Raw genomic sequence first — 24,643 nt, forward strand, 5'->3', positions numbered from 1 at the left:
ATGATGATCGGGTTCGCGATCGGCGCCGTCTTTAGCGCTTGTGTCGGTGGTGCTATCTGGATGGTGGTGCAATGCGCATCGACCGATGAGGCGCCCGCCCGCCTGCCGGACACAGCACGTCGGGAGCGTGCGGAAAAGTTCTTCGGCGGTGATCCCAATCGCAACGTGCGCGGCGGCCAGGAGATGCGGCCGCGATGGTAACGATCACACAAATGGGCCAGCGCCAACTCGCTTTCGCAGTGATCGGCGCAATCCTGCTTGCCAGTACGCCAGCGCTCGCCCAGCAAGGCTCGGTGCTGACAACCCTGGAGAACCAGGTCGTGACGGCTGCACGTGGCTGGCAGGCAACAGTGATGAACGCGGCCCGCTCATTGTTTTGGATTCTAGCGGGGATCGAGGTTGCGGTCGCAGCGGTATGGCTTGCGATAAACACCGCCTCGCTCGACAGCTGGTTTGCCGAGCTCGTGCGCCGGATCATGTTCATCGGCCTCTTCGCATTCATCCTCGATCAGGGTCCGAGCTTCGCAAAGGCGGTCGTCGATAGCCTGTTCCAGATTGGCGCTGGTGGCGGATCAGCGTCGCCCGCCAACATCTTCGACGCCGGCATCCGTGTCGCTTCCAAGATGTCTGAACAGGCAAAGTTCGGCCTGTTCGAAGACAACGCGCTGGCGATAGCCGCTGTCTTCGCCATGGTTGTGGTCGTCGTGTGCTTCAGCCTTGTTGCGGCAATCTTTGTCGCGGTCCTGGTCGAAATGTATGTCGGCCTTCTCGCCGGCATGATCATGCTCGGCCTTGGCGGATCGTCCTTCACCAAGGATTTTGCCGTACGTTACCTCATCTACGCCTTCTCTGTCGGGATGAAGCTGATGGCGCTGGTGATGATCGCGCGGATCGGCTCTGAAGTGCTGCTTGGTCTGGCTGAAGCGCCAACGGCAAAGTCCGAACAATTTGTCACGACACTTGCCATCGCGGGCATAGCCGTCGTGGTGTTCATCATCGCCATGTACGTGCCGGCCATCCTCCAAGGTGTGGTGCAAGGAGCTTCTGTCGCCGGCGGCATGGAGGCGATCCGCCATGGCGGGCAGGCTGCAACCTTCGCGGCAGGTGGCGCCTTCCTTGGCGCGAATGCCGCCACCAGCGGCGCTTCGGCGGCCAGTGCTGCCCGCGCGAGCGGCTCCTCCATGGCGGCGGCAGCCCTACGCGGCATGGCTTCGGGGATCAGCAGCGCCGGATGGGCGGCCGGATCGGCTGCCAAGGATAAGGCGATTGCTTCGCCAGGAGCCCATGCCGGTTCGCTGCTTGGTCTCGCCAATGCCAAGCTTGACCAAAGCCGGCCGCCCGGCAGGGCTTCGCCAGTTCACCTTGCAAACGAAAACAAATAGCCCGGACACAGCTTGTCATGGTCGAGCGCACCCCGCCCGAAAATCCCTATCTCGCGGCCCGCCAGGAATGGAACGAGCGCTATGGATCCTATGTGAAGGCGGCCGCCGGCTGGCGCATCGTTGGCATCACCGGAATGCTCATGGCAGTAATCGGCTTTTGCTATGCCCTGTTCCAGAGCACGCAGGTCAAGCTCGTCCCCTATATCGTGGAAGTCGACAAGCTTGGCACCTCGGCTCATGCCGGTTTCCCGCAACAGATCGAATATGCCGACACGCGTGTGGTGCGTGCGACGCTCGGCGGCTTCGTATCCAATTTTCGAAGCGTGACCCCCGATGCCGTGGTGCAAAAGCAATATATCGACCGCACCTATGCGCTGTTGAGGACGTCAGATCCGGCGACCGAGAAGGTCAATGCGTGGTTCCGCTCAAGTTCACCCTTCGACAAGGCCAAGACCGCCACTGTTGCCATCGAGGTCAACAACATCGTGGCGCTCTCGCCGCAATCGTTCCAGATCGACTGGAGCGAGTTCGAACGCGACCGCAAGGGCAAGGAGACCGCCGTGCGCCGCTTCCGCGGCATCGCCACCGTGACGCTGACCCCGCCACAGGACGAGGGCGTCATCCGGCTCAACCCTATCGGTCTTTACCTCCGCGACTTCGACTGGACCGCCCAGCTATGAAAGGCATAGCCCCACTCATGACCATTGCCACCAAGCTCAGGGCAGCGCTCCCCATCGCAGCCAGCCTTGCCGTTGCATTTACCACCGCTCCAATCTGGCTTGCGGATGCCCGAGCCGAAGGCATGAGTGCCAATGAGCAAAAGGGCGCCGCGATCTCCGGGCTCTGGCGCGGAAAAAAAGGGCTCGTCACCAAGGGCGCCGACGGCAAGGTGATATTTCTTTATGGTGAGATCCAGCCGTCTGTCGTGTGCTCGCCTTTGCAGGTCTGCGACATCGAGCTTCAGGCAGGGGAGGCGGTGCGCGACGTATTGGTCGGCGATACAGTGCGCTGGAAGATCGAGCCCGCGACCTCAGGCGCAATCGGCGGACAGGCGATCCACCTGATCGTCAAGCCCTCCGAGCCGGGTCTTGTCACCTCGATGGTGGTAACCACCTCGCGGCGCACCTACCACATCCAGCTCAAATCCCATGAAAGCCAATACATGGCGCGTGTCGGTTTCGAGTATCCCGAAGATGTCAGCTTGAAGCTGGCTGACATGAATGCACGGCTTGAGGCGAGCATCGTTCCCGGCGCCGGCGTTCCCGCCGAGCAGCTGAACTTTGGCTATGCCGTCTCCGGCAATGCCCGCTGGCGGCCAACAAGGGTCTATTCCGACGGGACCAAGACCTACATCCAGTTTCCGCGATCGATCTCCAGCCAGGATGCTCCGGTTCTGTTTGTCGTCTCTGGCGGTGAGAACCGCGTCGTCAACTATCGGATGAAAGGTGACATGATGGTGGTGGACTATCATGTCGAGCGCGCCGTTCTTGTCTCGGGCGTCGGTTGGAAACAGGAGAAGATCACCATCAGGCGAGGGCGCTGAGATGCTGCGTATGCTCGCCGTTGTGTTTGTATCGTGCGCACTTATCGGCTGCCAGACGTCCACGACTAACGGGCTGGTCGAAAGCTCGTCGCCGCCTGAGATTTCGGGATCGGCCGCAAGTGCCATTGCCGGCGACATGGTCACCAAGCTCGCCGAGCAGGTTGGACCAGCAAACCACACCATCATATTGAAACCCGATAGCTCACCTTTCGGCCAGGCACTCGAGGCCGCGCTGAAGAGCTGGGGTTATGCCGTTGCCACAGATCAGAAGACCGACGGCAAAGCGGAGGTCCCGCTCGCCTATGTCATCGACATCCATGAGGGGCAGGTCCTGGTGCGAATGTCGACAAGCAGCGTCGAACTCGCACGCGCTTACCAAACGACAATGTCAGGCGCGTCTCCTACAAGTCCGCTCTCGGTCATGCGTCGCGGATAGAGGAGGCAAGGCATGGTTCAATCCTTGAAGCTCGGCGGGGCGCCAAATGAGGAGAGCGGCTCCGCTATCCGCCGCCTCAACCGGCTGCCGGTCGTGGTCGCCGTCATTTTGGTCGTGATGTTCGTCGCCGTGATCATCTTAGGGCTGACGTCGCGCGGCCTGTTTTTTCGTGGCGATGACGGCTTTGACACTGCCTCGAGCGATCCGGCATCGACATATGCCGACCAGCTCAAACGCGGAGTATCGGACGGCATCATCGGTGAGCCGACTGAGGCCGCTCTTCCTCAACCCGCGCCGGCCACTAAGGCCCAGGCGCAGCAGGTGGCCGACAACCCATTTGAAACCCGGCCGCAGAGCGAAGATCAGTCTGTCGAGCCGGGCGAACCCGATACAGTCTGGAAGGCGCGTCTCGAACGTGAACAGCGCGAGCAATATATTCGCGAGCGCCATCGCCAGAAAATGGCGCGGCTGCAGGCCAGTGACGCTGCCTACGACGCGCCTCTCACCGTCAACCTCAACAAACTTGAAGCGCACGACATGAGCGAACTGCCGAACAGCGGCGGTGCCATGGCAACATCGGCGAGATCTGCTTCCACAGGTGATCTCTATGCCGCCGCACTCCAGGCGGGCATCGGCAACCAGAACCTCGATCCGAATGGCCAGCGCGCCAAGGGTGATTTCTTCAACGCTGACATGAGAGACCTCGGCTATCTGCCCAACAAGCTCGTGTCGCAGCAATCGCCCTACGAGCTGAAACGCGGTTCGGTGATTCCGGCCACGCTGATCACCGGGATCAATTCGGACCTGCCCGGCCGCATCACCGCTCAAGTCAGTCAGAGCGTCTATGACAGCGCCACCGGCCACCGTCTGCTCATTCCTCAGGGCACCAAGCTCTTTGGCCGTTACGACAGCAAGGTTTCATTCGGCCAGTCGCGCGTGCTCGTCGTGTGGACCGATATCGTCTTTCCCAATGGCTCGACCTTGCAGATCGGCGGCATGGCCGGCGCTGACGCGCAGGGCAATGGCGGTTTCAAGGACAAGGTCGACAACCATCATTTCAAGACATTCGGCTCAGCGATCCTGCTTGCGATCATAGGCACAGGCATCGACATGGCCGTTCCGCAATCGTCGACGCGTGCGAACCAGGACAATGCGTCCGATGCGGCGAGGAGGAATTTCGCAGAAACCTTCGGGCGCGTGGCCGAGCGTAGCATTAGCAAGAATCTCGACGTTCAACCGACCCTCGAAATCCGGCCCGGCTACATGTTCAACGTGCTCGTCGACCAGGACATTGTCTTTCCAGGTGCCTATCACGGCTGACACGACGTTGCGGCCCGGCTGGCGCTGGCTGAGTTGACCGGCGACCGGACACACATGCCACTGACGGTGACAGGACACGTCGCATGCCCACACTATCCGCATTGCACGCCACGCAGGGCTGATGCCGCCATCGAAACTACATTTCGTCCCCTGATGAGGTGCAAGTGAATTCCAACCGATTAAGGGACGAGGCACGTCAATCGCCAAATCATGCGATTGCACGCCACGATCCCTCCGGTACCTCAGGCATTGCTGGGTCGCTATCACGGCGACACACCGATTTCTGAACCCGGAGAAGGACACTTGGACGGACAGATCACGGCACTTATCGATGCACTCGACACATCGAACGACCAACGATCGATCCGGAGTGCGCTAAAGTCATTCGCCAATGCCTGCGGTTTTGAACGCTTCGCCTATTTCGAGATAAACTCCAAGGAGACTTCGACCATCACCAGCTGTCCTCCTGAATGGCAGCACGCCTATCTGCAGAGCCAATATGTGCGCATCGACCCGGTCGTTACGATGGCAAAGCGCCTCATGCAAATGTTCACCTGGTCTGCCCGGGACTGGCCAACTCGCTATCTCACTGTTGAGGAGAAACGGTTTCGGGCGATGGCCAAGCAGTATGGTCTTTGTTCTGGCCTGTCGATTCCCGTGCAAGGCAGTTATGGCAGTGTCCTGATGCTCTCGCTCATTTCTGCAAGGACAGACAGTTTGCTTCATAGCCCTGCCAATGCAGTTCGAGCGGAACAAGCCGTTCTTTACATACACCATCGGCTTCGGGCTATTGCTGATATCGAGCTGGCGAGCTGCTCGCTGAACCTGACCTCTCAAGAGGCGGTATGTTTGAAATGGGCAGCGAAGGGAAAGTATATGCGAGAAATCTCCGTTATCACCAACCTTCAATATCGAACCGTACAGTTCTATCTGGATAATGCCCGCAAGAAGCTTGATGCAACCAATTTGGTTCAGGCGGTTTCGATCGCCAAAGACAAGGGCATTATCTGACCAAATGCCCGTAGCATCCCAAAGCTTTGCCGTAATCTGAGAGCTTATTCGTCAAGGCGAACACGTGGGTTGAAAACTGGTTTTGGAACACGTCAACGGCGCGCCATTTGTACCAAGCGCGAGGCTACATTTGTATAAACCACTCGGAAGCTGGTTTTGCTGAACGTGTTGACTCTGTTTGCCGCCCGGTCGAGTAATGGCCCGTCAAATGAGGGCAACACAAATGGCTGACAATAATATTGCACCGGCTGCTGCCGGCGAAGCGAGCGAAGGAACTGCGGCTACAAAGCAGAAATCGCCAAGGCGTAAGAAGGCAACTGTGGAACCAGTTCGTCCTGCAGCAGCGGCTCCGGCCAAAACGCCCGGCGCAAAGCGCAAGACGCATAGCGATCGTGAGAAAGCCGAAAAGCTCGATCTGATTAGCAAGAGGCTTGCGCAAGGCAAGACCACCTTGCAGGAGGCGACGAAGAGCGCGGGCATCTCGGTACAAAGCTACTATCAGTGGAAGCGCAATGAACAATCTTCAGAAAAGAAGGCTGCGAAAGCCGTTTCTGGCGGTAACGACTTGGCCGAGCTGGTTCAGCTCGAAGCGGAAAACAACCGACTTCGCGGCCTGCTGGCGGAAAAATTGAAGGCAGAAAACGTCGAGCTGCGCAAAAGGTTGGGGTTGGATTAGCATATTGGCTAGCCAGGCTGATCAAGATCAGTCAGCCTAAAAGACGAGACAGCTTTGACAGCACGGCCGCGAAAGTGCGGGCAACTTGATTTGTGCAGTCCGTTGCAACGGACGACCGCGCCCTGTATGTCCGCAACCAGCTCGTACGCTGCCAACTGGCACTGCCGGCTTTCTGGAATCAGCTGGGATTGAGAATGAAGACGCCACAGCGGACGTTCGTTGTTGAGTTCAAATCGTCGCGGCGACAGCCAAAGACGCTGACCAACTCGATTTGGGGAGACACTGACCTCAAGGCGTTGGCTCGAGAAGTTGAAGATCAGGCGTCCGATCTGGACTATTCAGGCAAACCAAAAGATTTGGCCAGCTCAGGTACAGTCCCATTGCCTGGTCCGGCCGATATCGCGTCTTCTGAGACAATCATTGCTGTCGACGCTGTTGCAGGACCGCCGGTCGGAAGTCCGGAGGCAGAGGGGTTACCTGAGTTTAATCCTGATCATACAGTGGCCGGAACTGCTGCGCAGATTAAAGAAGTGCAGCAGCCTCGATTGAAATCCACGCGCCGAAGAAGCGTTGAGCGCGGAGAGCGGTCGGCGCGGGAAGGTGCGGGGCAAGACGCGCTATCCGAGATAGCCTCGTTACCAGCCTCCTTGGATGAAATAGCCGCCCTTGATGCAGAGAACAAAAGGCTCAAGCTCCTATTGGCCGAACATCTGCGCAAACAGAACTTGCAGCTCAAGCAGATGCTTGGGCGATTTGATCTCAGTTAGGTACCTGGTAGCGTCGCGCATGCAGGGTCATAGATAATCGCCATGGCGCTCGACGGCGATGTGGCTGAGCACCCGCGGAGCAAAATCCGAAGGTAGCTGATGCGCCGTAAGGCAAAGGCACGCTCTAATATGAGCCCCGTCACCGACGAGGTGGCGGGGCTCTCGGTCAATATCGGCAGACCTGACCGGTCAGAGTACTGGCGGAATACGCGCGGCATAACGCCTGCGCTCTTCTTCAATCTCCTCTGGCGAAAACGGATCAGCCTTTTCGTCAAACGCCGTCCATCCGTCGTCAGCATAGGCGGCCCGGCGTTGGTCGATATCCACCCAGTTGGAGTTCTGAAGAATGGACCGCGCCGCATCTTCCTCGGCACCTTCGGTCACGCGAGCGGTGACCAGTGTGCCACCGCGTCGGACGCCTTCGGCATATACATGTGCGTCTTCAGAAGGCACACCGGAATCAGTTAACGCCCCAATAAGACCTCCAGCCGCACCACCAGCCAATGCGCCAGCCGCAGCCCCTGCAGCTGTCGCCGCTAGCCAACCGGCTGCTACCACTGGCCCGACACCTGGAATTGCCATCACGCCAAGGCCGGTGAGCAAGCCGCCTGCGCTGCCAACCAATGCGCCGATACCCGCGCCGGTGCCGGCTGCATCGGCAGTGTCCGACGAGCGGTCATCATATGAACCGTCTGCATTGCTCGCGACGACACTGATGTCATCGTGCGAAATGCCGGCTTGCACGAGGTTGTCCACTGCGACTTGTGCGTCGGAATAATTGTCAAACAGTCCTGTCACACTTACCATTGAGGTCTTCCTTCTTCGACTGAGATCTACTGAGCTACGACGTTGCCCTGGTAGTCGAGCGAGACAACAACTTCCTTGCCGTCTTTTGTGGCCTTGCCTTGCCAGATTCCGCTTTCCGCCTTGACCAAAGCCGATACATTCTGGAATCCGGCCTCTTCGATTTTTGCCTTGGCTTGGGCTTCAGTGAAGCTGTTCGCACCTGCGACGGGCGCGGTCGGATTTGTAGAATCCGGAGTTGCGATAGCAGGGGTTTGACCATCAGTTGACGGCTGGGTCTGCGCTTGAGCACAGAGACCCGTGGCGGCAAGAATTGCCGCGCTAAGTATCAGCTTTTTCACTAGTTTTCTCCTTGGCTATTGCCGGGAAGGAAAACCCCCAGCCGACGTAATAGTTCCCAAAAAATTCTGACAGTCGTGGAGGCGCATTCGACGCCGCATATGTGATTGCGAAGCGCGGGCACACTTCGCTATCGCGGCTGTCGAAACGGCCTCGTCGACCCTAACGAGTTGCCATCACGGCGGCCCAAGCGGCCGATATGGATCTTGACGATGGGGCCGAAATCTAGCAGCCACCGCCGCGGTGACATGACGAGCTTGACTTCACGAAGCATGATTTCACAAGGTCGCCGGACAGCTCTGCAGCGTGATATCACCGGGCCCGCAAAAAGGGTCGAACTGTTTTGTGGCACGGCCTCCTTCAACTGGGCGTTCGGCGACCGAACGCCCAGGATCTGGCCAACTATGTTCCTTGTGTCCAAATACTCACTTTGATGACTTGGCTGCCTTTCCAGCAGGCGCCTTTTTGCCATCGCCACTCTTTTTCGGCGTTGAAGTTTGAAGGTGCTTTGAAGCTTCACTACCCTTCTTGGCGAGGGAGTCTTTTCCACCTGCTTTGGTTGTGGCCATCGTCATTGTCCCGGTTGATCACACAGTTGCGGAAACGGAACGTGTACGCCCTTCGCAAGTTCCAACCGATCGTGCACTGTCCACTGGTTCCAGAGCCTTTAGCCTGCATCAAACTCCATCGGACATGGAACCGCATTAATGCGACGGCATTGTTGAGCAAGGAACCTGAAAGGGCCAAGTCACCAAACCGCCTGTCGTGCAAGCTTGCTGCGATCCACGACCAGAAGCGCGGTGGGGGCGAACTGCATCAACTCGCCGAAGGTCGCACCCCGTGCAATCACATACGTTGGAATTCTCCCAACCTGCCCATCTCGTGGCCAAGAGCCTGATTGGCCGCCGCTTCCTGGTTTCAGGATGCGGCGGCATTATCGTGGAAACGGAAGCCTACGCCCCCGACGACCCAGCGTCGCATAGTTTTCGGGGTCCCACTGCCCGAAACAAAGCAATGTTTGGAAATCCTGGAACTGCCTATGTCTATCGGTCCTACGGTATCCATTGGTGCCTCAACTTCGTCTGCACCTGTGGCAGCGCGGTCTTGATCAGGGCTATGGAGCCGCACTGGGGCCTGGATGTGATGCGGGAGAGGCGTGACGTTTCAGATGACAGAAGCCTGTGCTCTGGACCGGGAAAGCTCACTCAAGCGCTTGGAGTGGACGGCGGCTTCGACCGATGGGCCCTCGACCAATATCCGTTCGAACTAGGCGCGACCAGGATCGACGATCTCAACATCTTGAGCGGCAGGCGTGTCGGCATCACCCGCGCGGTTGACATCCCGTGGCGCTTTGGTCTTGGCGGGTCGCCATTTCTCAGTCGGCCTTTCAACTGAGTTTTGAAGCCGAAGACTCTTTCGCTCGTTTCTCCGTTGGTGGCAGACACAGGATTGGATTCGAGAACTCTTTGAAGAGGCAATCGCAGCCCTTCGCAGACCGCTGTGGCAGGCAACGAGCCTCGGCCGGTCCTGAAACACCGTCAATCGCCAAATGTGGCGAGTGACAGCTACTCCGTTCTCCATCAGTTTCCAGCCTTAAAGCTAGATGGAGAAGAGCGGTGAAAGGGTCTGGGGGTTCTCTGGGCGGTGCAGTTTTTCCGAACGCCCCTTCGCTGGACCGACCTGGAACGGGTCGAGCTGGTGCACATCACGGCGAACTCATCCAGGGCGTCTTCCAGGATGAAAGAGGACGGCTCCACCGTGGCCTGATAACGCTCCCGCTCAGCCACATGAATTCGCTCGCTCTATTTGAGGTTGCCGACGAACAAGGCGTCAGCGTGGTGCCGCCGGAAAAGATGAAGGCCGCTAAAGCGGCGCTCCTCACTCTAAGGCACCTCGACAGTCATCATCTGGGCGGCCTTCTTACGGTTGAAAGCGCAATTCCGGTGGGCCATGGATATGGATCCTCAACCGCCGATGTCGTTGCCTCGATACGCGCCGTTGCAGATGCATTCGAAATGCAGCTTCGACCCTCGGTCGTCTGTCGCCTCGCGGTAGAAGCTGAGCGAGCAAGTGACGCCATAGCCTTTGAGGACCAAGCCGTCCTGTTTGCACAGCGCGAAGGGGTAGTGATCGAGCATTTCGGAGATGCGCTGCCCCCGATCTGGGTGATCGGCTTCAAAGCAAATGACGGCCAGTTGGTGGATACGCTCGCGTTGCCGCCCGCTCGTTACTCCAGTGAAGAAATCCAGACATTTGCCATGTTGAGAGGGTTGGCAGCGCGCTCGATAAAGTACCAGGACCCACACCTGTTGGGGCAAGCGGCCACACTCAGTGCAAAAATCAGCCAACGCCATCTAGCCAAGGCCCAATTCGCAACGGCGCTTGGCATCGCCAACAATTTTGATGCGTGCGGCGTACAGGTCGCCCACAGCGGATCTCTCATTGGCATCATCCTGGACGCAACGGCTCCCGGTGTTGCCGGTACTGCGCGCAACATTGCTGAGGCAGCGGCAACAGCCGGTTTCAAAGACGTCGTTGTGCAACCGATCTATTCAGTGAGGAGGCCCAGTTGAGATTTGATGCCGATTACTTCGAGGCGCTCGAGACCCCCCGCATGGCCCGGTTGGCAGCGAATGTCGTTGCCGCAGCCTTTCCATTGATGAAGCTGATGCCCGCCCGCTACATCCTCGATCGGGCTGAAGCAGCCGGCGAGCTTAAGGGAAAGGCACATATAGTCGAAACGACGTCAGGCACATTTGGCATGGCGGTAGCGCTCCTGGCGGCCGCGCGCGACTATCGCTTGACGCTCGTCACCGCATCGACGCTGATGGATTCCAAGTACCAGGCACGACTTCAGCGTCTGGGCGCCGAGGTCATCGCACTTGACGATCCTCGGGGCGACGGCAACCAAAAGGGCCGGCTCGAAAGTCTGGACGGCATTCTGCGCCAAGTTCCGGATGCCTTTTGGACGCGCCAGTACGACAGTGACGGCAACTGGCTGGCATATGCTCGTTTGGCCGATCTCTTTGTACGTTCAATGGGCCAGATCGACTGCCTGGTTGGATGCGTTGGAACCGGCGGATCGCTCTGCGGCACCGGCACCTTTTTGCGATCGGTGTTCCCCGATCTCAAGATCATTGGAGTCGACACCCACCGCAGCATCTTGTTTGGACAGCCGCTTGGAAAACGCGTGCTGCGGGGACTGGGAAACAGTGTCTTGCCCAAAAATGTTCGCCACGAGCTGGTCGACGAAATTCATTGGGTCGGGGCATATCCAGCGTTCCATGCCGCCCACCGCTTGTTCCGGCAACATGGCATGTTCATGGGCCCGACCAGTGGCGCGGCCGCGCTGGTCGGGCAGTGGGTAAGCAAGACCAATCCAGAGGCACGGGTAGCAGTGATCATGCCAGACGAAGGGCATCGGCATGCCGACACCGTGTACAACGATATCTGGCTTTCCACTTTGCCCGGTTGGAGAACTCCCGCATCTGCTTTCCCGACGAAAATCTCGAGAATTGAGCCCAAACCGGAGACAGCGTGGACCCGTTTTGACTGGCGCCGACGCAGTCTCGAAGACGTGATGCAGCTCCAAACGACCGATCGATGAGGATATCTACGTCAGTTGTTGTGATTCAAAAACCAACTCCACGCATCGGCAGTCGTGTCAAACGACTCATAGCTTGTTGCAGGATCGGTCGATCGATCGAGATCCTTGAGGCCACCAGCCGTAACAACTGCAATGACTTTTGATCTGGGTTCTATTACACCACGGTCAGACAGTGCTCTTATCGCCATGAGAGGGGCCACTGATGCGAGTTCTGCGAATATCCCCTCACTGGCGGCGAGGCAGGACTGCATATCGATCAGCCCATCGTTGGATACCGGCACTGCCTGGCCTGACGATTCTCGAATTGCCTTAAGCGCCTGATAGGTACTGCGCGAAGTGCCAATAGACACAGCGAGGGGATCGAAACGAACCTCCTGTTCCAGCACGTGATCCGTTCCTTGGGCGAGCGAGGCCGACAATGAACCGTGAACCTCGGCAGCAACCATCTTAGGCAACCGGTCGATGAGGCCGTCATAAAACAGCTCCTTGAACCCGGCCCACACGCCTGAAAGAGCGTCGCCATAACAGACAGGCATGACGCACCAGTCGGGAACATCACCGGATCGTTGTTCGATGATTTCGTATGCGATCGTCTTGTAGCCCTCTATGGCGAGGGGATGACCACCCACGACAGGCGCGCTGAACGGAGACGTGATGAACCAGCCAAACCGCGCTTGGGCCTCCGCGAGGAATTTCCATCGGTCCACCTTCTTTGCCAGGGAAAGGACAGTGGCGCCATGTTTCCTGATCTGGGACAGCATTGGGCTGGCGGTGCCGGCAAATGTTGCCACGACACAGTCCATGTCAGCTCGCGCGGCGTAAGCCGCTAGTGAAGCACCGGCATTGCCGGACGATGCCGTGGCCACCACCTTTGCACCTTGCGCACGCGCAATCGAGACCGCGACCGTCGAGAACCTGTCTTTGTATGACCATGTCGGATTACGGCTCTCATCCTTTATGAAAAGGTTGGCCGTGCCCAATGATGCCCCTATCCGCGGACAGGCGACCAGAGGCGTTAGCCCTTCGCCTAGTGTGACGACGTCCTCGTCTGCGCAAGGCAGCCTTTGGCCATATTTCCATAATGACGAACGACCATGTTCTTCCTTGGCAAAACCGCGAGTGATCGCCGGCCGATCGTAGATTGGTGCCAGGTTTGCAGGTGCGACCGGCGCGCAGAGCGGACACCCCCTGGAGTCGATCGTCAATGCTGCGGGATAAATTGCCTCGCATCTGATGCAGGAATAGCCTGTTGCGATCGTCACGCCAGAAACTCCAGGCAAGCTTTGCCGGTGCCGGCGTGTACCACGACCAGATCGTGCGGAATGGACCGGAATGCCGTGATGCTCGACTGCTTGCCATGGTCTTCAGATGCAGCCTTTCTAACCTTTTGAAGCTGAAATGCTTGCTCCATCATTCCTCTCAAAGCTATGGGTCCATTCTCGCTCAACTCAAGCAGGCGCATCAGTTGAAGTCAACAGAAATGACTCCTAAAGTGTGCCATTCTATAATGGTCAGGAAAGGCGCAGCCCCATGAACCTACGTCAACGGCTTGGCTTGAATGTGCGTCGGCTTCGGAAAGAACGAGAATTGTCGCAGGAGCGCCTGTCGCTTTTGTCCGGCCTCTCTCGTGCGTATGTAAGCAGTGTTGAGACCGGGCGCCGGAACGCGACGCTGGACACGCTGGAAATCCTGGCGAGGACCCTTGGAGTCGAAGGATGGGAACTCATTCGATCGCCGACGGAGTTTGATGCGAGCGTTCCGCCCGAGCATGACGGCGAAGAAAATTGATACTTTCTGAGATGCTTTCAAAGTTGGTTCTAAGACAAAAAATGGCTATTGACCGCTCCCTCCCATACGATCTTTAGTTATCGAAATCATATATTCAATAGTACCTTCGTTTCATTGAACTTCATGCCTCTCATACTAGGATTGCGCTCTCCGTGCTGTCCAAACCTTGGGAGACCTACGATACGGATCGAAGACGAAAGACTAATCCTGGAGCTCGGGCAGGCTGCCTCTGAGATTTCGCAAATCAAGACGACAGCCGAGGTGCTGAGCACACTCCAGGGCCATCTGGCCCGCTACGGCTTCAGCGACCTTTTGATTACTGGCCTGCCGGTTCCCCAGGATCGATATTGGCACCGCGAGATCCTCTGTGATGGGTGGCGTCAGGAGTGGTATCGTCGCTATGTCGAAGAGGGACATTTTCAACATGACCCTTGTGTCGCTCGATGCAGGCATCGAGCCTTTCCCTTTTTATGGAGCGACTTGCAACCCGAGCATATGTCGCCGCGTGCCAAGCTCGTAATGGATGAGGCGCGGGATTTTGCAATGAACGAGGGGCTGTGCATACCGATTCACATCCCCTTCAGAGGGCCAGCGGTTGTGAGCGCGGCCGGGGACAGAATAGATTTATCTCCATTTGCACGGCCTCTGATTGAAGCTCTGTGCTTGAAGGCCTTTCACGCAATCTGCCGGCTTGAAGGCCTCCTTGAGCTCGAATGCGGCCCAATCCTGGGGCAACGAGAAGCCGAAGTGCTTCAGTGGAGTGCCGCAGGCAAATCCGCGGAAGTCATCGCGATCATACTGAATGTGTCTAGATACACCGTTGAATCGCACCTCCGCCATATCCGTGAAAAACTCGGTGCAAATAACGTACAACGAGCGATTACAAAAGCTCTGGTCCTTGGAGAAATCCAGGCCGGCAATGACCAAATTTGGCGATAGCGACTGATACTGCGGCTGCTTTACAAAACTGGCAGGAGGCCGCCATGGGTCGCATCTTCGTTGTCGATTGGTCACACCGCAAGCTGTGGCAGCAACAGCTGGAGCAGCATTTCAGGCTACGCCATGAAATCTATGTGGTCGAACGAAAGTGGCAGGCACTTGCGCGTCCCATCGAGATCGAGATGGACGCGTTCGATACGGAGAATGCAATTTACCTGCTTGCTCTGGATAACGCCGGCGACGTTATAGGAGGGTCGCGGTTAGTCCCAACGACGCAACCGCATCTGCTGGGCGATGTCTTCCCGCAACTTGCCAATGGCGCACCGCCCCGCGCCCCTGACATCTATGAATGGACCCGCTTCTTCATATCAAATCCGCATCGTACCGCTGACCGGTCCGCGCGCCTGGCAGGGGAGGTACTCTGCGGTTTGCTGGAGGCCAGCCTGCGGCTTGGCGTTCGAAAGATCAGCGTCGTGTGCGAAGCGTTCTGGCCGGATCGACTAAGGGCGCTCGGCTGGCAAGTGGAGGTTCTAGGTGAGAGTATGCAGCGCGAAGACGGCGAGATAGTCGGCGCACTCATCGAGGTCTCACAAGTGGCGCTGGAAGGCACCAGGCGCTTCTATGGAGTGGAAGGAGTGGTACTCCATCCATCTGGCGTTCCACCGTTATTCCCTGCGCGCAACGGGCACGAGGCATAAGTCTCAATGTTATGCAGCCAGACCTAGAACCCTTGCGAGGCTGCAACCGTCAGTGACTCGACTGCAAACCTCAACGGCGCAAAGATAAATGGTCGGTCACGGCGCTTGGAGACATCGGGAGGTACCCTCAATGCCCCTAGGTGAATGTTGCTACAATCCTTACGATCTGGATTTGATGGCTCGAGTACTGGCAAAATGCCTGCCACCAGCTGCAACGAAGGCAGAGAAGGAGCGCCACGCTGCTGCGCTGATTTGCCTTTATGGCACAGGCATTACCAATGAGGCGCGCCTGTTGGAATTGCTCACCGAAGGCAGCCACAAACCGTATCACGAGGTGAAAACTGCTGCGTGAGCACCCAAGCTTCGGCGATGGGAGTCCGCTGCACCCGCCGTGCAGCGGATTGGACTTCAGGCGGTTTGTTGCACGACCAGGGTCAAAACTCCGTCGGGCGTCACGCCAGCGGCAACCACTTGCGTCGGATTCATTCCAACCGCCGCCAACGTCATTATCGCTTGCCTGGATTGGGAGATGGTGTTTTGCAGGTCGTGTAAATCATCAGCGTCTGTTTGTTCAATAATGTCTTCCACATCCTGCTTTGTCGGTCCTGACAAAGTTTCGAATTCAACAATGACAACATCAATGTACGTATGATCGGGGCCAAGTTGGGGCTCCGCAGATTCCAAAGTTTGCTCAGGCTGTGAACCCGATTGTTCCTGTGCAACGGATGGCGACGCGCTGAGAGCCAGGACGACGGCTATCACGACGTTCGAGTTTGACATTGTAGCCTCCTCCAGCTTGGCTTTCGAAGGGCCTGCCGGGAGGGGATCTCGGCAGGCCCCATGCTGGAGCGTTTATGACGTGTGGGGACACGGAGGACACGCTCCAATGATAAAACGCCACGTCCTCGGTCCTGGTTCCCCCTTCGCCACGGTCACCCTGCCGGGCAAAACGGAAAGCCGCTCGGATAGCTGCAATACACAACTCAGGTACCGCTGCTGTTTACGCCAGCAAAAACGTGCGTCGGCCACACCACGGGACGGTTGGAAGAAGGGCCGTGCCACGCGCCCGGGTGCAAGACCCGCGCAGGGAAGTTGGCACAACCGATGGAACCATTCCCTGACCCTGGAGTTGAATGCGCCGGAGGCGCGGACGGCTCCCAGGAGTCGATCAGCGTCGTCCATCGGAACGCGATTTCAAGCGACCGTTTCCATCACTTGCGCGACCCCCGACAGGTTCGCATGAACCGGACAGATGTTGGGCATTTCGAGCGCTGCCATGGCTTCGGTCCTACTTAGGGAGGTTCCCTGTGTTTAGGCGACCAATCAAGGTGGGAGACTTCGTCTATTTGCGGTTGGAGGTGCGCCATAAGCTGGAAGACGACCAGCTGATTGTAGTTGTTCCCAGCCTGGGCCCAGTCACAATCCACGAGAGCGATATTCGCGCGATTGAGGCTGACTCAGATTGCATCCTGCCCAGGGATAGCTGAGATCTCTGGTCCTCACGGTAAACGGATGCGCCTAAAGCGGTCACGATGACACCATTCTAAAAAACGGAGCAATGCTGAGTTTCGTAACCGGCACAACGCGCACGCACAGCCACTACCTGCGGCCGCATCATGAGTGCTGGCGCGCCGCGCATTCCTTGTTTAGTCAGCGAGCGTTCCAGTTTGGCTGGTGTTCTGATCTATCATCTCGCCATAAAACTCCGCCGCACCCCACGCTACGGCTGCCAGAAGCAGCGCACCAATTAACACCAACAGCATCTGCAAGCCTCTGTTGCCTTGGCGGGCTTTCCAGCCGGGAATGATCTTGGGCATCGTCTCCTCCTTGCCTGTAGAGTGGGTCTGCGAGATTGATCGCCATCACTTGTGGACAACTTGACCTGCTGCTCAGCGAACAACGAGCACCGGAACCTTGGAGTAGTGCACGACTTCCGCCGTTTGGCTTCCAACCAAGAGCCTTCCCACACCGCGGCGACCGTGAGAGGCCATGACGATGAGGTCGCAAGCGTGTTTTGCCGCGTTCGCCACTATCGCTTCGGCCGGAGAGCCATGGGATGCGTGAACAGCCTCGAAGCTTGGACCGATCCTGGACGCCGACGCCTTCGCCAGGTCATCGGCATGGCGTTGTTGGGCTTCAGACCACGAAGCCATTGTGGCGGGACTATTCAATGGATATGGCTCCGTCACGGTAATCACCGTGACCTTGCTTCCAAGGTTCTTTGCCAGCATCAGCCCATGATCAACGCCCCTTTGGGCGAGTTCCGAGCCATCGGTCGATATCAGAATGTGATTGTACAATTCCGCCTCCACTGCTCTGTCTGGTTTGACCATCAGTCAAAATGGCACCTGATGCCATTGGTTACGCACGCCGCATTCAAGGTCGGCCCGCAACGTGTCTCGGTTGATTGCGCCTGATCGTTGTGGACGCCTGCGCAAGCTTAAACCATCACGACTGCCAGAAGCGTGCCCGCTTCATCCGGTAACCAGGCTGCTCGCTGCCGCCCTGGCGGACTGGGTACCGTTACGCGTTTGCGCCCGGATGACTGCAGGAAGGCCTCATCAACAGCTTGATTGTTTGCGTATTTGTCGGCGGACCGCCTGCCAATTGCTGCTCTTGCAGAGGCGTTGTCATTGGATCGCGGTAATTTGGCGCCGGCTTGCGAGCTGCGATATCAAATTTGTACGGCATCGCTTGCTCCTCCTGTTCCTGAGACAACATACGGTGCCGCCGAAGGTTCCTTTGATAGTACGGGCCGCTCGCTCTCTCGTGGGTCGAAGCCCAATGCACGTGAGCACCGGCCGCAAGTCGACGGCCGCATAGCTGGTTGCGTCCCCCTGTCGCGTAAAGCCCAGACAGCGCCGACCAAACCGACACATCCGGAAAGGAAAAATAGTCGCTTGACAGATCCAAGCCGGCTCTGCCGCCTCCCGCGACATCTGTCGGTGCGCCGGCATGGCTAGCCAATTCCGGTCTTGATTGCGTCAAGCGCGAGCGCGGCCTCGAGCAAATGGCTTGAAACTGGAGCGGACCGGTAACTCGCCAGCCTCATAGGCAGCGCTTCACATACTCTTGCCTTCAACCCTTCACAGCCAGTACCTATCCGCCGACAGTGACCTCAGGGCCGAACTGTAGCACGGGTCCGTCGCTCACCCCTTTTCCAGCCAGATCGAGGGCCTCTGCAAGTGTGGCTTTGGCATAAAGCGGATGTCTTGTGACGTCTTGGCTTGTCTCGAAGACAAAAGCGATCTGACGACTGTTGTTGCCCTCGTCGATGACGAGGGAAACCCGGCCGATGGTTTCGGGTGCGTAGCCTGTCTTGGTGGAGGCCTCTTTTCGGGCAACCTCTTCGGTGACAGCAATAACGGAAACAAAGTTCATCGCCCGCTTTCATGTTGAATCTTGCGATCTCACCACAATGCTCTGCACGTCGCCGGTTAGCACAAACGAACGGACTAGACCGTGCTAGTCGATTGCTGCCAGAATTTCGGCATCCACACAGAAGTCGACAAAAGCCTGGCGAGCTTCCGCCACCGTACCAATCCCTGATTCTGCTCGCGTCAAGGCAATGCCGGCGCGGTGAGCCATTTCTGGATACATCCCGCCGGGCCATTCCGACAAGAAGGACCACGCATCATCAGTCGAAGAAATTGCGATGGTGCGGCCTTCGAATGCAATCCAGATGATTTCGAATTCCATGGCGGCTCGGCTCAGATGCCCAAGCGGGGTGGTAGCTGGCGCGCTTCAATCGAGCCAAAGCCCCCGTTTGCAAGTAGCTAACAATAACACCACAGCCATTCCTCCACGCAAGCCTGACAGTAGGGGCCGCCGATGAAGCCGTCATGTGACGACCGGTTGAGCAGCTGGCGTCCCGCGAGGCGCCAACGGGAGGCGCCGATGCGCTCACCAAGTCGCGCGCGATGATACAGGTCAATTCGCGGGCTGTTCCGGTACGTCGCCAGGGCGGATGATACGCGTTGTCCCGGTGTCTGGCGGCGGCTCTTCGATGTCCTGGTCGCCAGTCTTCGGCGGGGTCAAAACACCCTTGCAGTCCCCCAGTGAGTTTTGAGAAGGTTGAGCCTGTTTGGACGTGTCGGCTGTCGGGTCTTCGCTATGATCCTCAGGCTTGGCCTGACAAGGATCAGCCGGAAGGGCTTCTTCTCCGCCATTTGAGAACTGCGCCGTTGCCAACCCTACCGTCCCCAAAATGCACGCCACCACAATGACGGACCATTTCAGCCGTCGACAAGCGCCCATTTCAAAATGCGTCCCTGCACTGCCGGCAGTGGGACCAGGATGTTTCAGCGGAGCGGGCACTTCCGGTGGAGATGCTGGTGGTACCTGGTTGGGTTCTTCCTCGGGATAGGGCACCGGGCCGGGAGAGGGTGGTGGAACACCAGGCGGCTCTGGTGGCGGTGTTTCAGGCGCAGGAGGCGGACGCGCCGGCTCGGGATTGGGATTGTCAGGCGTAGGCGTGGGGTTGTTCGGATCAGGACTAGGCATTTTCAGCTCCCATGACCGTTGGGGTTCTGCCTATCCAATCCGCGAGCTTGCTAACTGTTCCCCACTCGAGCTGTCACCATCACGTCGGATCGGAGATCTATGCCTTGCTGTTTTCCGCTTTTGCTGCCTCTATCCTGTCCGCCACCACCGGTTTGGCCACGCGGCTGAGCCATATTGAACTCGTTGTGAAGGATTACGCGTATGCCGACTGGGACCGTGAAATGGTTCAACAGCGCAAAGGGCTTTGGGTTTATCCAGCCCGACGACGGTGGGCAGGACGTTTTCGTCCACATTTCCGCTGTCGAACGTGCTGGACTTTCCACCCTCGTGGATGGCCAGAAGATCCAGTATGATATCGAGCAGGACCGACGCACAGGTAAGTCGTCTGCCGGAAATCTCAGCAAAGCAGGCTGACTTTTTCTCGCGCCCAGCGCATAGATGCTAGGAAACCGCGGGTCAGGACGGCATTTGCGCGCGTTCGGTGAGCGCGCGCAACAATGGAGTATGCAGTTTTCGTCGAATGGCATTTAGCTCACTGTCCCGCCCATTCGACATCGGCATTCGCCAAGCAGAACGCAATCAGTTGCGTCCTGCTACGCCGGAACAAGCCGACCGGCAAAGCGTTGACCTCAGTCGATATGGTAACTGGGAGAGCGCCATGGATGTCACCACACTTCTGCTAATCATCCTCATCATTTTGCTAGTCGGAGGAGGCGGTTTGTACGGTCGAGGTCGGTGGTATTAACCGCCGACTAAAATCTGGTCGCTTACTGCGATGCCTTACCCGCCAGCGGGTAACTGCGGCTGTGCATCCATCGATTGAAAACACGCTTGGCCGCGATTTGTTGCGGGCTAGTGAATTGCTCTGACCGCTCAAGATGCCGTGATTTTCGTTCTCGATGGGAACTGGATCGCAATGCATTCGTTGGCGGTCAAAGGAATACGAAAATGGCCGATGGCGAGCCCACCAAGATTGAAGACTTCACGGCTCGGCGTTTGATGAAGGAAGGCAATGTCACCGAGGAGCAAGCTCGGCAACTGATCGCCGTTCTCGGGTACGATTGGTCTTCGCTTATGCGAGAAGCCAGAATATTGGCGAGGAAATAGCCCAAGACTTCGAAGTTAGCCGATCCTGCGGATACGACCCTTGTCCAAGCGGAACACGCCGTCCGTCCCGCCCTGTTGTTCGAGATCGGTTAGAAGCTCGTCCCAAACACCAAGATGTTGGCCGCAATCCTCACACGAGATCGGCGTATGCGGCTCGACATTTTCAGGAATACTTAGGCGAATCATCCCACAATAGGGACATTCGAGCTTGTGATTGAGGTACTGAGCGTCGCCCATGATCAGATCCTCTGGCTGTGCCCCAAGCGTATTCAGGACAGAGCGGATTTCAAGAGGATTTCACAACTGTCGCGTGCCAAAGCTTTCCTCGCCGCGCAGGGCCATCACTTTCAAAATGGGTTTGACCGGTACGGCGCCCTTGTTGCCGGAGCCTATAAGCGTGGGGAACCCTTCGGCGTCGAGCTTGCTGCGCGATGGGCCGTAGCGCTTGATAATCGCGGCGGCCTCGGCACGGCTGACGTCGTATTTGCGGGCGAAAGTCATCCACCTCGTATTCCTGCTTCGAGGAAACGAGCTTGCGGTCTTCGGCCTCTCACTCCATGTCAGGCACTTCGCCGGCCCGATAGAGGATCGTGGGTTCCCCATACTCGCCGATGGCCGGGTTAGCTTCCCGGCTCCATGCGATGACGCCGGCGTGCTCGCTCTCGATCGTCTTGGCTAATCGCCTGGCTGCATCTTCGCTCTGCATCTGGCGAGGTTCGAACGCGGGCTTCAGGTCGCCTTCTTCGTCGCGGTTGAACGCGGCCACGACGATCAGCTTCGGCATCTTCTGCTGTGGGAGGATATTGCCAGTACCCGACATCGAGGGCCTCCTAGACCAACGACGCCTGGGGTGGTGGAGCTGTAACGAGCTGGCTCGGCGGAAGATCCACAATCGTTAGCATGTCGTCAGGCAGCGGACGCTGTAGCTTGCTCGCCTCGGCCCAAGGTGCAGTCAGCCACGTTTCAATCTCGGCCGGCGTCGTCAGAATAACCGGCATTGCCTTTTCGTGGATCGGGGCAACGACACCGTTCGGACTGGTGGTCAGGAAGGCATAGACCTCCCAGTCGAGTACGCCGTCGCGAATGGTCCGGGCGCCGCGCCAAGGCGTCCACAATCCCGCAAAGACAGCAAGCGGCTGGCTTTCGTTGAGCGCGAACCAGAAATTGCGATGTTTGCCGGTGAGGGGGTCTTTGTCGCCTTCAACAGGGCTCGGCTCGGCGAAACTTGTGAACGGCACCACGCAACGGTTTTCGACGCCGAGAAAAGGTGCCCAGTGCTTGCTGTCGGTTCGTCTGATGTTGGTGACGCCCTTGTCGGGCTCTTTCTCCAGCAAAGCTTTGAAGTCGACGGCCTGGCCTTTCGCCTCCAGCTTTGCAGCACGAGCCTTGGTCGCCTGGAATTGAACGTTCGACGCTGTGGGCATACCCCAGTTGAGCATGGCAATCTGGCGGCGGGCTTGGAAGTTGCGCACCACAGGCCCGTTGCGACCCGGGTACGCGTCGATCGATGGTTCGAGGTTGCCGGCAATGTCGTCGAGCGCCTTGGTCAGCGCGCGCAATTCGTCTTGGGTCGATGAGAAATTGTAGACATTGCACATGGGTTGCGAAATTGGTTTGAGGCGCGGGCGGCGTCAATTGCGGCTGCACATAGAAGCAGCGGGCAAGTGGCGAGGAGTTCAGGACAACTGGGACCTTGCAGTCGGCATCGGTCGTTTGCCATCGACGATGTCGATGAACGCCTGCGCCGACTGGATGATCATCTCGGCCGCAGCCTTGGAAATCACATACTCGACCATGTTGTCGTCACCATCGATCATGCCGAACAGTCCATAGATATGGCCGTCGTGGCCGTCAAACGCGTCGACATTGACGGCGACCAGACCAACAGGATCCGATTTCTGAACTGGTTTCCTAGGCATGTCTTGCCTCTTTTCCTGTGAAATCAAATACGAGGGGCGGGCGCCTTTACTGCTGTGCGGTGTACTGTTTTCCCTCGGCTTTGTGCTCATAGCAAAACCAATGGGGTGCTTGCTTGCCGGTGGCGAAGCCCCAGCCGCCGTCTTTCTTGCAGCCGGGGTGTTCGCAAAAATGCTCATAAATGCCGCCCGCCTTGCGGGGTGCGGTGTTTTGCTCGTCGCTCATACCCATATGTTAGCGTGATGTGAATTGACTCCGCAAGGCGTTTGTTCCTATTTCGTTCTCATGCCCTCGCCTTACAAATCAAAACCTTTCCCGCTGTCCAATTTGAATGATGGCCAGCAGCTCGTGCGCGTCAGGTGCGCTTATTGCAGGCGCACGCACCACTACTTCCCGAGCGATCTGATCCAGATATTCGGCGACGTTGACGTCGACTCGCTGATGACACGCATGAGATGCGAGGCCAGTGGCGACCACGGGTCCTTGAAAGTTGAAGCGATATATCCCTCTGGCAAGGAGGCGGTTGGGCTGAAGATCAGGCGCCTGGTGTCGATCAAGATCCGGCGCGAGCCTGTCTGGCGAGAGGAATAGCTATGTCGCGCCGTCCCAGCCGACGCGAGCATCTCACAGACAGCGAGATCGAGGCTATTGTTCTGGCTGCGGTGCCCCTGCGCAAGGCCATTCAAAGGTGCTTCATGACCCTGAAGCCGTTCAATGAGACATACTCGCTGTTGGACGAACATGTTTCCAGGCTCGACGCAGTGTTGCAGAAAATCACCGGCCGATCCATCGATTACCGGGGTCCCGATCTTGGGCTCCTGCCTCCAAAGCCGAACGGGCCTTGAGACAACCCATCCGTTCAACACAAGCCGCCTCAGAGACAGGCCATCGTTGGCGGCCTTCCAAATGGTTTACGATGGACGCGGCGCGGAGTGGTGGTGAAACTACGCGGCTACCCAGTCCTTGGCAGCACGCGCCACCGTCGCTTGAATTGCCTCAGCGGCGACAATGCCGCGTGCGCCGGCGAAAGCCTCGAATTGCTCGCGAGCCGCCTCAGCCGTCGCTATCCCGTTGATTGCATCCAGGCAGGAGTTCAGCGCCATCGTGTGCGACCAGTCGCGAGCACCCACCCAGTCGGTGAGCACTCGATAGGCATCCAAGACGCTTTCGACGTCAAAGGGAAAGCCGAGGCCTACGAAGATTGTCACGGGTTCGCGGAATTCCATGGCGCTCATTCATTCCTCCAATGTTTGGGCTGGAGCGTAGGGCGAAAACTCCCATGCGCTCGTCACAGCGCCGGTTAACACGCGACTGCGCCGCGGGTTCCATCACATTCGATCGGCAAGAACGAATTGCGTTGCGAGCTTCCCGAAACCATCACTTCGGTGAGGCCTTCAAACCCAAGTGAGACGATGGGCACGACGTTCGCCGGGACCAGATCCCGCGTCCACCAGCCGTTGCCGAGTGCGCCGCCGTCGAAAGACACCCTTGACCTCGCCGTAGCATAAATAGCGCGCCGCGCGTGCCGCTGGGGATCAGGAAGCCACATTCGGCGCTATCATCAAGGGGAGGCAGGTCAGAGGAGAAGGAGCTTAAGATAATGAGCGCCTGGTTCCGATACGAGCGTCGCTTCGGGCGGTGGTGCCCAGTTGTCTATCACGAAGGAAAGCCCGGCGTCCCGAAGGGCGAGGAGGAGATGTTCACCGCTGCGGTACATGTCCCCGCCGATTGCATAAATGCCCGTGGCGAGCCTATGTTCGGCAGACTGCAGGCGAAGTTCCAGCCACCGAAGAGTGCTGAATGATG

Annotated in this window: 36 protein-coding genes; 19 read left to right on the forward strand and 17 right to left on the reverse strand. The window is 57.9% G+C overall.

Going from position 1 to position 24,643, the window contains the following annotated elements:
* From trbK to IHE39_RS16645, 9 genes are all read left to right on the forward strand, one after another.
* Positions 1-201 (forward strand): entry exclusion protein TrbK, encoded by a 201-nt coding sequence (gene trbK / locus IHE39_RS16605; protein WP_192567224.1) that lies wholly within the window; start codon positions 1-3, stop codon positions 199-201.
* The gene (trbL, locus tag IHE39_RS16610) at positions 195-1,382 is read left to right on the forward strand and encodes a P-type conjugative transfer protein TrbL (RefSeq protein WP_192567225.1); all 1,188 of its coding nucleotides are present in this window, start codon (positions 195-197) and stop codon (positions 1,380-1,382) included. The genes trbK and trbL overlap by 7 nt, the downstream gene beginning before the upstream one ends.
* A gap of 17 nt (positions 1,383-1,399) precedes the next feature.
* Positions 1,400-2,062: a conjugal transfer protein TrbF gene (locus tag IHE39_RS16615; protein ID WP_184774367.1), complete on the forward strand. Its 663-nt coding sequence runs from the start codon at positions 1,400-1,402 to the stop codon at positions 2,060-2,062.
* A gap of 17 nt (positions 2,063-2,079) precedes the next feature.
* Entirely contained in the window at positions 2,080-2,925 is an 846-nt protein-coding gene (trbG, locus tag IHE39_RS16620) for a P-type conjugative transfer protein TrbG (protein ID WP_192567226.1), read from the forward strand.
* A 1-nt stretch (position 2,926) separates the two neighbouring features.
* On the forward strand, positions 2,927-3,361 hold the full coding sequence (gene trbH, locus IHE39_RS16625) for a conjugal transfer protein TrbH (protein ID WP_192567227.1): 435 nt from the start codon (positions 2,927-2,929) through the stop codon (positions 3,359-3,361).
* Between the two features lie 12 nt (positions 3,362-3,373).
* A complete protein-coding gene (trbI, locus tag IHE39_RS16630) occupies positions 3,374-4,681 on the forward strand; it encodes an IncP-type conjugal transfer protein TrbI (RefSeq protein WP_192567228.1) in 1,308 nt (435 codons plus the stop codon).
* A 303-nt stretch (positions 4,682-4,984) separates the two neighbouring features.
* Complete coding sequence (locus IHE39_RS16635) at positions 4,985-5,692, forward strand: autoinducer binding domain-containing protein (RefSeq protein ID WP_184774375.1); 708 nt, start codon at positions 4,985-4,987, stop codon at positions 5,690-5,692.
* A gap of 223 nt (positions 5,693-5,915) precedes the next feature.
* The gene (locus IHE39_RS16640) at positions 5,916-6,368 is read left to right on the forward strand and encodes a transposase (protein ID WP_192567229.1); all 453 of its coding nucleotides are present in this window, start codon (positions 5,916-5,918) and stop codon (positions 6,366-6,368) included.
* A gap of 194 nt (positions 6,369-6,562) precedes the next feature.
* A complete protein-coding gene (locus IHE39_RS16645; protein WP_192567230.1) occupies positions 6,563-7,135 on the forward strand; it encodes a hypothetical protein in 573 nt (190 codons plus the stop codon).
* Positions 7,136-7,324: 189 nt separating this feature from the next.
* Here IHE39_RS16645 and IHE39_RS16650 read toward each other — a convergent pair whose 3' ends face one another.
* The 3 genes from IHE39_RS16650 to IHE39_RS16660 all read right to left on the reverse strand — a co-directional run bounded on the left by IHE39_RS16650 (position 7,325) and on the right by IHE39_RS16660 (position 8,847).
* Positions 7,325-7,942 (reverse strand): general stress protein, encoded by a 618-nt coding sequence (locus tag IHE39_RS16650; protein WP_184774381.1) that lies wholly within the window; start codon positions 7,940-7,942, stop codon positions 7,325-7,327.
* 26 nt (positions 7,943-7,968) lie between these two features.
* Positions 7,969-8,280 carry a PepSY domain-containing protein gene (locus tag IHE39_RS16655; RefSeq protein WP_184774383.1) on the reverse strand — a complete coding sequence of 104 codons (312 nt, stop codon included), beginning with the start codon at positions 8,278-8,280 and terminating at the stop codon, positions 7,969-7,971.
* Between the two features lie 423 nt (positions 8,281-8,703).
* Positions 8,704-8,847 carry a hypothetical protein gene (locus IHE39_RS16660; RefSeq protein WP_184774386.1) on the reverse strand — a complete coding sequence of 48 codons (144 nt, stop codon included), beginning with the start codon at positions 8,845-8,847 and terminating at the stop codon, positions 8,704-8,706.
* A gap of 286 nt (positions 8,848-9,133) precedes the next feature.
* Between IHE39_RS16660 and IHE39_RS16665 the strand changes: the two genes are divergently transcribed.
* The 3 genes from IHE39_RS16665 (at position 9,134) to IHE39_RS16675 (ending at position 11,885) form a co-directional block, all read left to right on the forward strand.
* Entirely contained in the window at positions 9,134-9,673 is a 540-nt protein-coding gene (locus tag IHE39_RS16665; protein WP_210327602.1) for a DNA-3-methyladenine glycosylase, read from the forward strand.
* Between the two features lie 392 nt (positions 9,674-10,065).
* The gene (locus IHE39_RS16670) at positions 10,066-10,851 is read left to right on the forward strand and encodes a GHMP family kinase ATP-binding protein (RefSeq protein WP_246471491.1); all 786 of its coding nucleotides are present in this window, start codon (positions 10,066-10,068) and stop codon (positions 10,849-10,851) included.
* Positions 10,848-11,885 carry a PLP-dependent cysteine synthase family protein gene (locus IHE39_RS16675; RefSeq protein ID WP_192567231.1) on the forward strand — a complete coding sequence of 346 codons (1,038 nt, stop codon included), beginning with the start codon at positions 10,848-10,850 and terminating at the stop codon, positions 11,883-11,885. The genes IHE39_RS16670 and IHE39_RS16675 overlap by 4 nt, the downstream gene beginning before the upstream one ends.
* 11 nt (positions 11,886-11,896) lie before the next feature.
* Here IHE39_RS16675 and IHE39_RS16680 read toward each other — a convergent pair whose 3' ends face one another.
* Together IHE39_RS16680 and IHE39_RS16685 are read right to left on the reverse strand one after the other, a co-directional pair.
* Positions 11,897-13,147 carry a pyridoxal-phosphate dependent enzyme gene (locus IHE39_RS16680; RefSeq protein WP_192567232.1) on the reverse strand — a complete coding sequence of 417 codons (1,251 nt, stop codon included), beginning with the start codon at positions 13,145-13,147 and terminating at the stop codon, positions 11,897-11,899.
* Entirely contained in the window at positions 13,144-13,347 is a 204-nt protein-coding gene (locus IHE39_RS16685; protein WP_192567233.1) for a hypothetical protein, read from the reverse strand. The genes IHE39_RS16680 and IHE39_RS16685 overlap by 4 nt, the downstream gene beginning before the upstream one ends.
* A 68-nt stretch (positions 13,348-13,415) precedes the next feature.
* On the opposite strand from IHE39_RS16685, the gene IHE39_RS16690 reads away from it, so the two are divergent.
* The 4 genes from IHE39_RS16690 (at position 13,416) to IHE39_RS16705 (ending at position 15,662) form a co-directional block, all read left to right on the forward strand.
* Complete coding sequence (locus tag IHE39_RS16690; RefSeq protein ID WP_192567234.1) at positions 13,416-13,673, forward strand: helix-turn-helix domain-containing protein; 258 nt, start codon at positions 13,416-13,418, stop codon at positions 13,671-13,673.
* 261 nt (positions 13,674-13,934) lie between these two features.
* Positions 13,935-14,612 carry an autoinducer binding domain-containing protein gene (locus tag IHE39_RS16695; RefSeq protein WP_192567235.1) on the forward strand — a complete coding sequence of 226 codons (678 nt, stop codon included), beginning with the start codon at positions 13,935-13,937 and terminating at the stop codon, positions 14,610-14,612.
* Positions 14,613-14,656: 44 nt separating this feature from the next.
* Entirely contained in the window at positions 14,657-15,310 is a 654-nt protein-coding gene (locus IHE39_RS16700; protein ID WP_192567236.1) for an acyl-homoserine-lactone synthase, read from the forward strand.
* A 130-nt stretch (positions 15,311-15,440) separates the two neighbouring features.
* Entirely contained in the window at positions 15,441-15,662 is a 222-nt protein-coding gene (locus IHE39_RS16705; RefSeq protein WP_192567237.1) for a hypothetical protein, read from the forward strand.
* Between the two features lie 56 nt (positions 15,663-15,718).
* Here IHE39_RS16705 and IHE39_RS16710 read toward each other — a convergent pair whose 3' ends face one another.
* From IHE39_RS16710 to IHE39_RS16730, 5 genes are all read right to left on the reverse strand, one after another.
* Positions 15,719-16,090, reverse strand: coding sequence for a hypothetical protein (locus IHE39_RS16710; protein WP_192567238.1), 372 nt, complete (start codon positions 16,088-16,090; stop codon positions 15,719-15,721).
* An 866-nt stretch (positions 16,091-16,956) separates the two neighbouring features.
* Positions 16,957-17,127, reverse strand: a complete 171-nt coding sequence (locus tag IHE39_RS16715; RefSeq protein WP_192567239.1) for a hypothetical protein — start codon at positions 17,125-17,127, stop codon at positions 16,957-16,959.
* Between the two features lie 72 nt (positions 17,128-17,199).
* The gene (locus IHE39_RS16720) at positions 17,200-17,610 is read right to left on the reverse strand and encodes a universal stress protein (RefSeq protein ID WP_192567240.1); all 411 of its coding nucleotides are present in this window, start codon (positions 17,608-17,610) and stop codon (positions 17,200-17,202) included.
* A 799-nt stretch (positions 17,611-18,409) separates the two neighbouring features.
* Positions 18,410-18,691 (reverse strand): hypothetical protein, encoded by a 282-nt coding sequence (locus tag IHE39_RS16725; protein ID WP_192567241.1) that lies wholly within the window; start codon positions 18,689-18,691, stop codon positions 18,410-18,412.
* An 84-nt stretch (positions 18,692-18,775) separates the two neighbouring features.
* Positions 18,776-19,009 (reverse strand): DUF982 domain-containing protein, encoded by a 234-nt coding sequence (locus IHE39_RS16730; RefSeq protein WP_192567242.1) that lies wholly within the window; start codon positions 19,007-19,009, stop codon positions 18,776-18,778.
* 1,005 nt (positions 19,010-20,014) lie between these two features.
* Between IHE39_RS16730 and IHE39_RS16735 the strand changes: the two genes are divergently transcribed.
* Together IHE39_RS16735 and IHE39_RS16740 are read left to right on the forward strand one after the other, a co-directional pair.
* Entirely contained in the window at positions 20,015-20,227 is a 213-nt protein-coding gene (locus IHE39_RS16735; protein ID WP_192567243.1) for a cold-shock protein, read from the forward strand.
* Between the two features lie 534 nt (positions 20,228-20,761).
* Positions 20,762-20,920 (forward strand): hypothetical protein, encoded by a 159-nt coding sequence (locus IHE39_RS16740; RefSeq protein ID WP_192567244.1) that lies wholly within the window; start codon positions 20,762-20,764, stop codon positions 20,918-20,920.
* A 15-nt stretch (positions 20,921-20,935) separates the two neighbouring features.
* On the opposite strand, the gene IHE39_RS16745 is transcribed toward IHE39_RS16740, so the two are convergent.
* The 6 genes from IHE39_RS16745 to IHE39_RS16770 all read right to left on the reverse strand — a co-directional run bounded on the left by IHE39_RS16745 (position 20,936) and on the right by IHE39_RS16770 (position 23,062).
* Positions 20,936-21,157 (reverse strand): hypothetical protein, encoded by a 222-nt coding sequence (locus tag IHE39_RS16745; RefSeq protein WP_192567245.1) that lies wholly within the window; start codon positions 21,155-21,157, stop codon positions 20,936-20,938.
* Between the two features lie 60 nt (positions 21,158-21,217).
* Complete coding sequence (locus tag IHE39_RS16750) at positions 21,218-21,421, reverse strand: hypothetical protein (RefSeq protein ID WP_192567246.1); 204 nt, start codon at positions 21,419-21,421, stop codon at positions 21,218-21,220.
* A gap of 49 nt (positions 21,422-21,470) precedes the next feature.
* Entirely contained in the window at positions 21,471-21,740 is a 270-nt protein-coding gene (locus IHE39_RS16755) for a hypothetical protein (RefSeq protein WP_192567247.1), read from the reverse strand.
* A 10-nt stretch (positions 21,741-21,750) separates the two neighbouring features.
* On the reverse strand, positions 21,751-22,518 hold the full coding sequence (locus IHE39_RS16760) for an SOS response-associated peptidase (protein ID WP_192567248.1): 768 nt from the start codon (positions 22,516-22,518) through the stop codon (positions 21,751-21,753).
* 78 nt (positions 22,519-22,596) lie between these two features.
* Positions 22,597-22,839 (reverse strand): hypothetical protein, encoded by a 243-nt coding sequence (locus tag IHE39_RS16765; RefSeq protein WP_184774439.1) that lies wholly within the window; start codon positions 22,837-22,839, stop codon positions 22,597-22,599.
* 46 nt (positions 22,840-22,885) lie between these two features.
* On the reverse strand, positions 22,886-23,062 hold the full coding sequence (locus IHE39_RS16770) for a hypothetical protein (protein ID WP_192567249.1): 177 nt from the start codon (positions 23,060-23,062) through the stop codon (positions 22,886-22,888).
* Positions 23,063-23,430: 368 nt separating this feature from the next.
* On the opposite strand from IHE39_RS16770, the gene IHE39_RS16775 reads away from it, so the two are divergent.
* Entirely contained in the window at positions 23,431-23,682 is a 252-nt protein-coding gene (locus IHE39_RS16775; RefSeq protein ID WP_192567250.1) for a hypothetical protein, read from the forward strand.
* 99 nt (positions 23,683-23,781) lie between these two features.
* On the opposite strand, the gene IHE39_RS16780 is transcribed toward IHE39_RS16775, so the two are convergent.
* Positions 23,782-24,072 (reverse strand): DUF982 domain-containing protein, encoded by a 291-nt coding sequence (locus tag IHE39_RS16780; protein ID WP_192567251.1) that lies wholly within the window; start codon positions 24,070-24,072, stop codon positions 23,782-23,784.
* Between the last annotated feature and the right edge of the window lie 571 nt (positions 24,073-24,643).

Source organism: Aminobacter carboxidus (genome assembly GCF_014863355.1).
GTDB lineage: Bacteria > Pseudomonadota > Alphaproteobacteria > Rhizobiales > Rhizobiaceae > Aminobacter > Aminobacter carboxidus.

Coding starts and splice junctions, on each gene's coding strand:
- IHE39_RS16685 (WP_192567233.1), bottom strand. CDS start 13,347: ATGCGCCTGCTTGAGTTGAGCGAGAATGGACCCATAGCTTTGAGAGGA.
- IHE39_RS16645 (WP_192567230.1), top strand. CDS start 6,563: ATGAAGACGCCACAGCGGACGTTCGTTGTTGAGTTCAAATCGTCGCGG.
- IHE39_RS16710 (WP_192567238.1), bottom strand. CDS start 16,090: ATGTCAAACTCGAACGTCGTGATAGCCGTCGTCCTGGCTCTCAGCGCG.
- IHE39_RS16765 (WP_184774439.1), bottom strand. CDS start 22,839: ATGCCTAGGAAACCAGTTCAGAAATCGGATCCTGTTGGTCTGGTCGCC.
- IHE39_RS16740 (WP_192567244.1), top strand. CDS start 20,762: ATGGCCGATGGCGAGCCCACCAAGATTGAAGACTTCACGGCTCGGCGT.
- trbL (WP_192567225.1), top strand. CDS start 195: ATGGTAACGATCACACAAATGGGCCAGCGCCAACTCGCTTTCGCAGTG.
- IHE39_RS16730 (WP_192567242.1), bottom strand. CDS start 19,009: ATGGAATTCGAAATCATCTGGATTGCATTCGAAGGCCGCACCATCGCA.
- IHE39_RS16770 (WP_192567249.1), bottom strand. CDS start 23,062: ATGAGCGACGAGCAAAACACCGCACCCCGCAAGGCGGGCGGCATTTAT.
- IHE39_RS16750 (WP_192567246.1), bottom strand. CDS start 21,421: ATGACTTTCGCCCGCAAATACGACGTCAGCCGTGCCGAGGCCGCCGCG.
- IHE39_RS16670 (WP_246471491.1), top strand. CDS start 10,066: ATGAATTCGCTCGCTCTATTTGAGGTTGCCGACGAACAAGGCGTCAGC.
- trbH (WP_192567227.1), top strand. CDS start 2,927: ATGCTGCGTATGCTCGCCGTTGTGTTTGTATCGTGCGCACTTATCGGC.
- IHE39_RS16745 (WP_192567245.1), bottom strand. CDS start 21,157: ATGGGCGACGCTCAGTACCTCAATCACAAGCTCGAATGTCCCTATTGT.
- IHE39_RS16660 (WP_184774386.1), bottom strand. CDS start 8,847: ATGGCCACAACCAAAGCAGGTGGAAAAGACTCCCTCGCCAAGAAGGGT.
- IHE39_RS16755 (WP_192567247.1), bottom strand. CDS start 21,740: ATGTCGGGTACTGGCAATATCCTCCCACAGCAGAAGATGCCGAAGCTG.
- IHE39_RS16775 (WP_192567250.1), top strand. CDS start 23,431: ATGTCGCGCCGTCCCAGCCGACGCGAGCATCTCACAGACAGCGAGATC.
- trbI (WP_192567228.1), top strand. CDS start 3,374: ATGGTTCAATCCTTGAAGCTCGGCGGGGCGCCAAATGAGGAGAGCGGC.
- IHE39_RS16760 (WP_192567248.1), bottom strand. CDS start 22,518: ATGTGCAATGTCTACAATTTCTCATCGACCCAAGACGAATTGCGCGCG.
- IHE39_RS16650 (WP_184774381.1), bottom strand. CDS start 7,942: ATGGTAAGTGTGACAGGACTGTTTGACAATTATTCCGACGCACAAGTC.
- IHE39_RS16690 (WP_192567234.1), top strand. CDS start 13,416: ATGAACCTACGTCAACGGCTTGGCTTGAATGTGCGTCGGCTTCGGAAA.
- IHE39_RS16615 (WP_184774367.1), top strand. CDS start 1,400: ATGGTCGAGCGCACCCCGCCCGAAAATCCCTATCTCGCGGCCCGCCAG.
- trbG (WP_192567226.1), top strand. CDS start 2,080: ATGACCATTGCCACCAAGCTCAGGGCAGCGCTCCCCATCGCAGCCAGC.
- trbK (WP_192567224.1), top strand. CDS start 1: ATGATGATCGGGTTCGCGATCGGCGCCGTCTTTAGCGCTTGTGTCGGT.
- IHE39_RS16715 (WP_192567239.1), bottom strand. CDS start 17,127: ATGCCCAAGATCATTCCCGGCTGGAAAGCCCGCCAAGGCAACAGAGGC.
- IHE39_RS16705 (WP_192567237.1), top strand. CDS start 15,441: ATGCCCCTAGGTGAATGTTGCTACAATCCTTACGATCTGGATTTGATG.
- IHE39_RS16735 (WP_192567243.1), top strand. CDS start 20,015: ATGCCGACTGGGACCGTGAAATGGTTCAACAGCGCAAAGGGCTTTGGG.
- IHE39_RS16700 (WP_192567236.1), top strand. CDS start 14,657: ATGGGTCGCATCTTCGTTGTCGATTGGTCACACCGCAAGCTGTGGCAG.
- IHE39_RS16780 (WP_192567251.1), bottom strand. CDS start 24,072: ATGAGCGCCATGGAATTCCGCGAACCCGTGACAATCTTCGTAGGCCTC.
- IHE39_RS16725 (WP_192567241.1), bottom strand. CDS start 18,691: ATGAACTTTGTTTCCGTTATTGCTGTCACCGAAGAGGTTGCCCGAAAA.
- IHE39_RS16640 (WP_192567229.1), top strand. CDS start 5,916: ATGGCTGACAATAATATTGCACCGGCTGCTGCCGGCGAAGCGAGCGAA.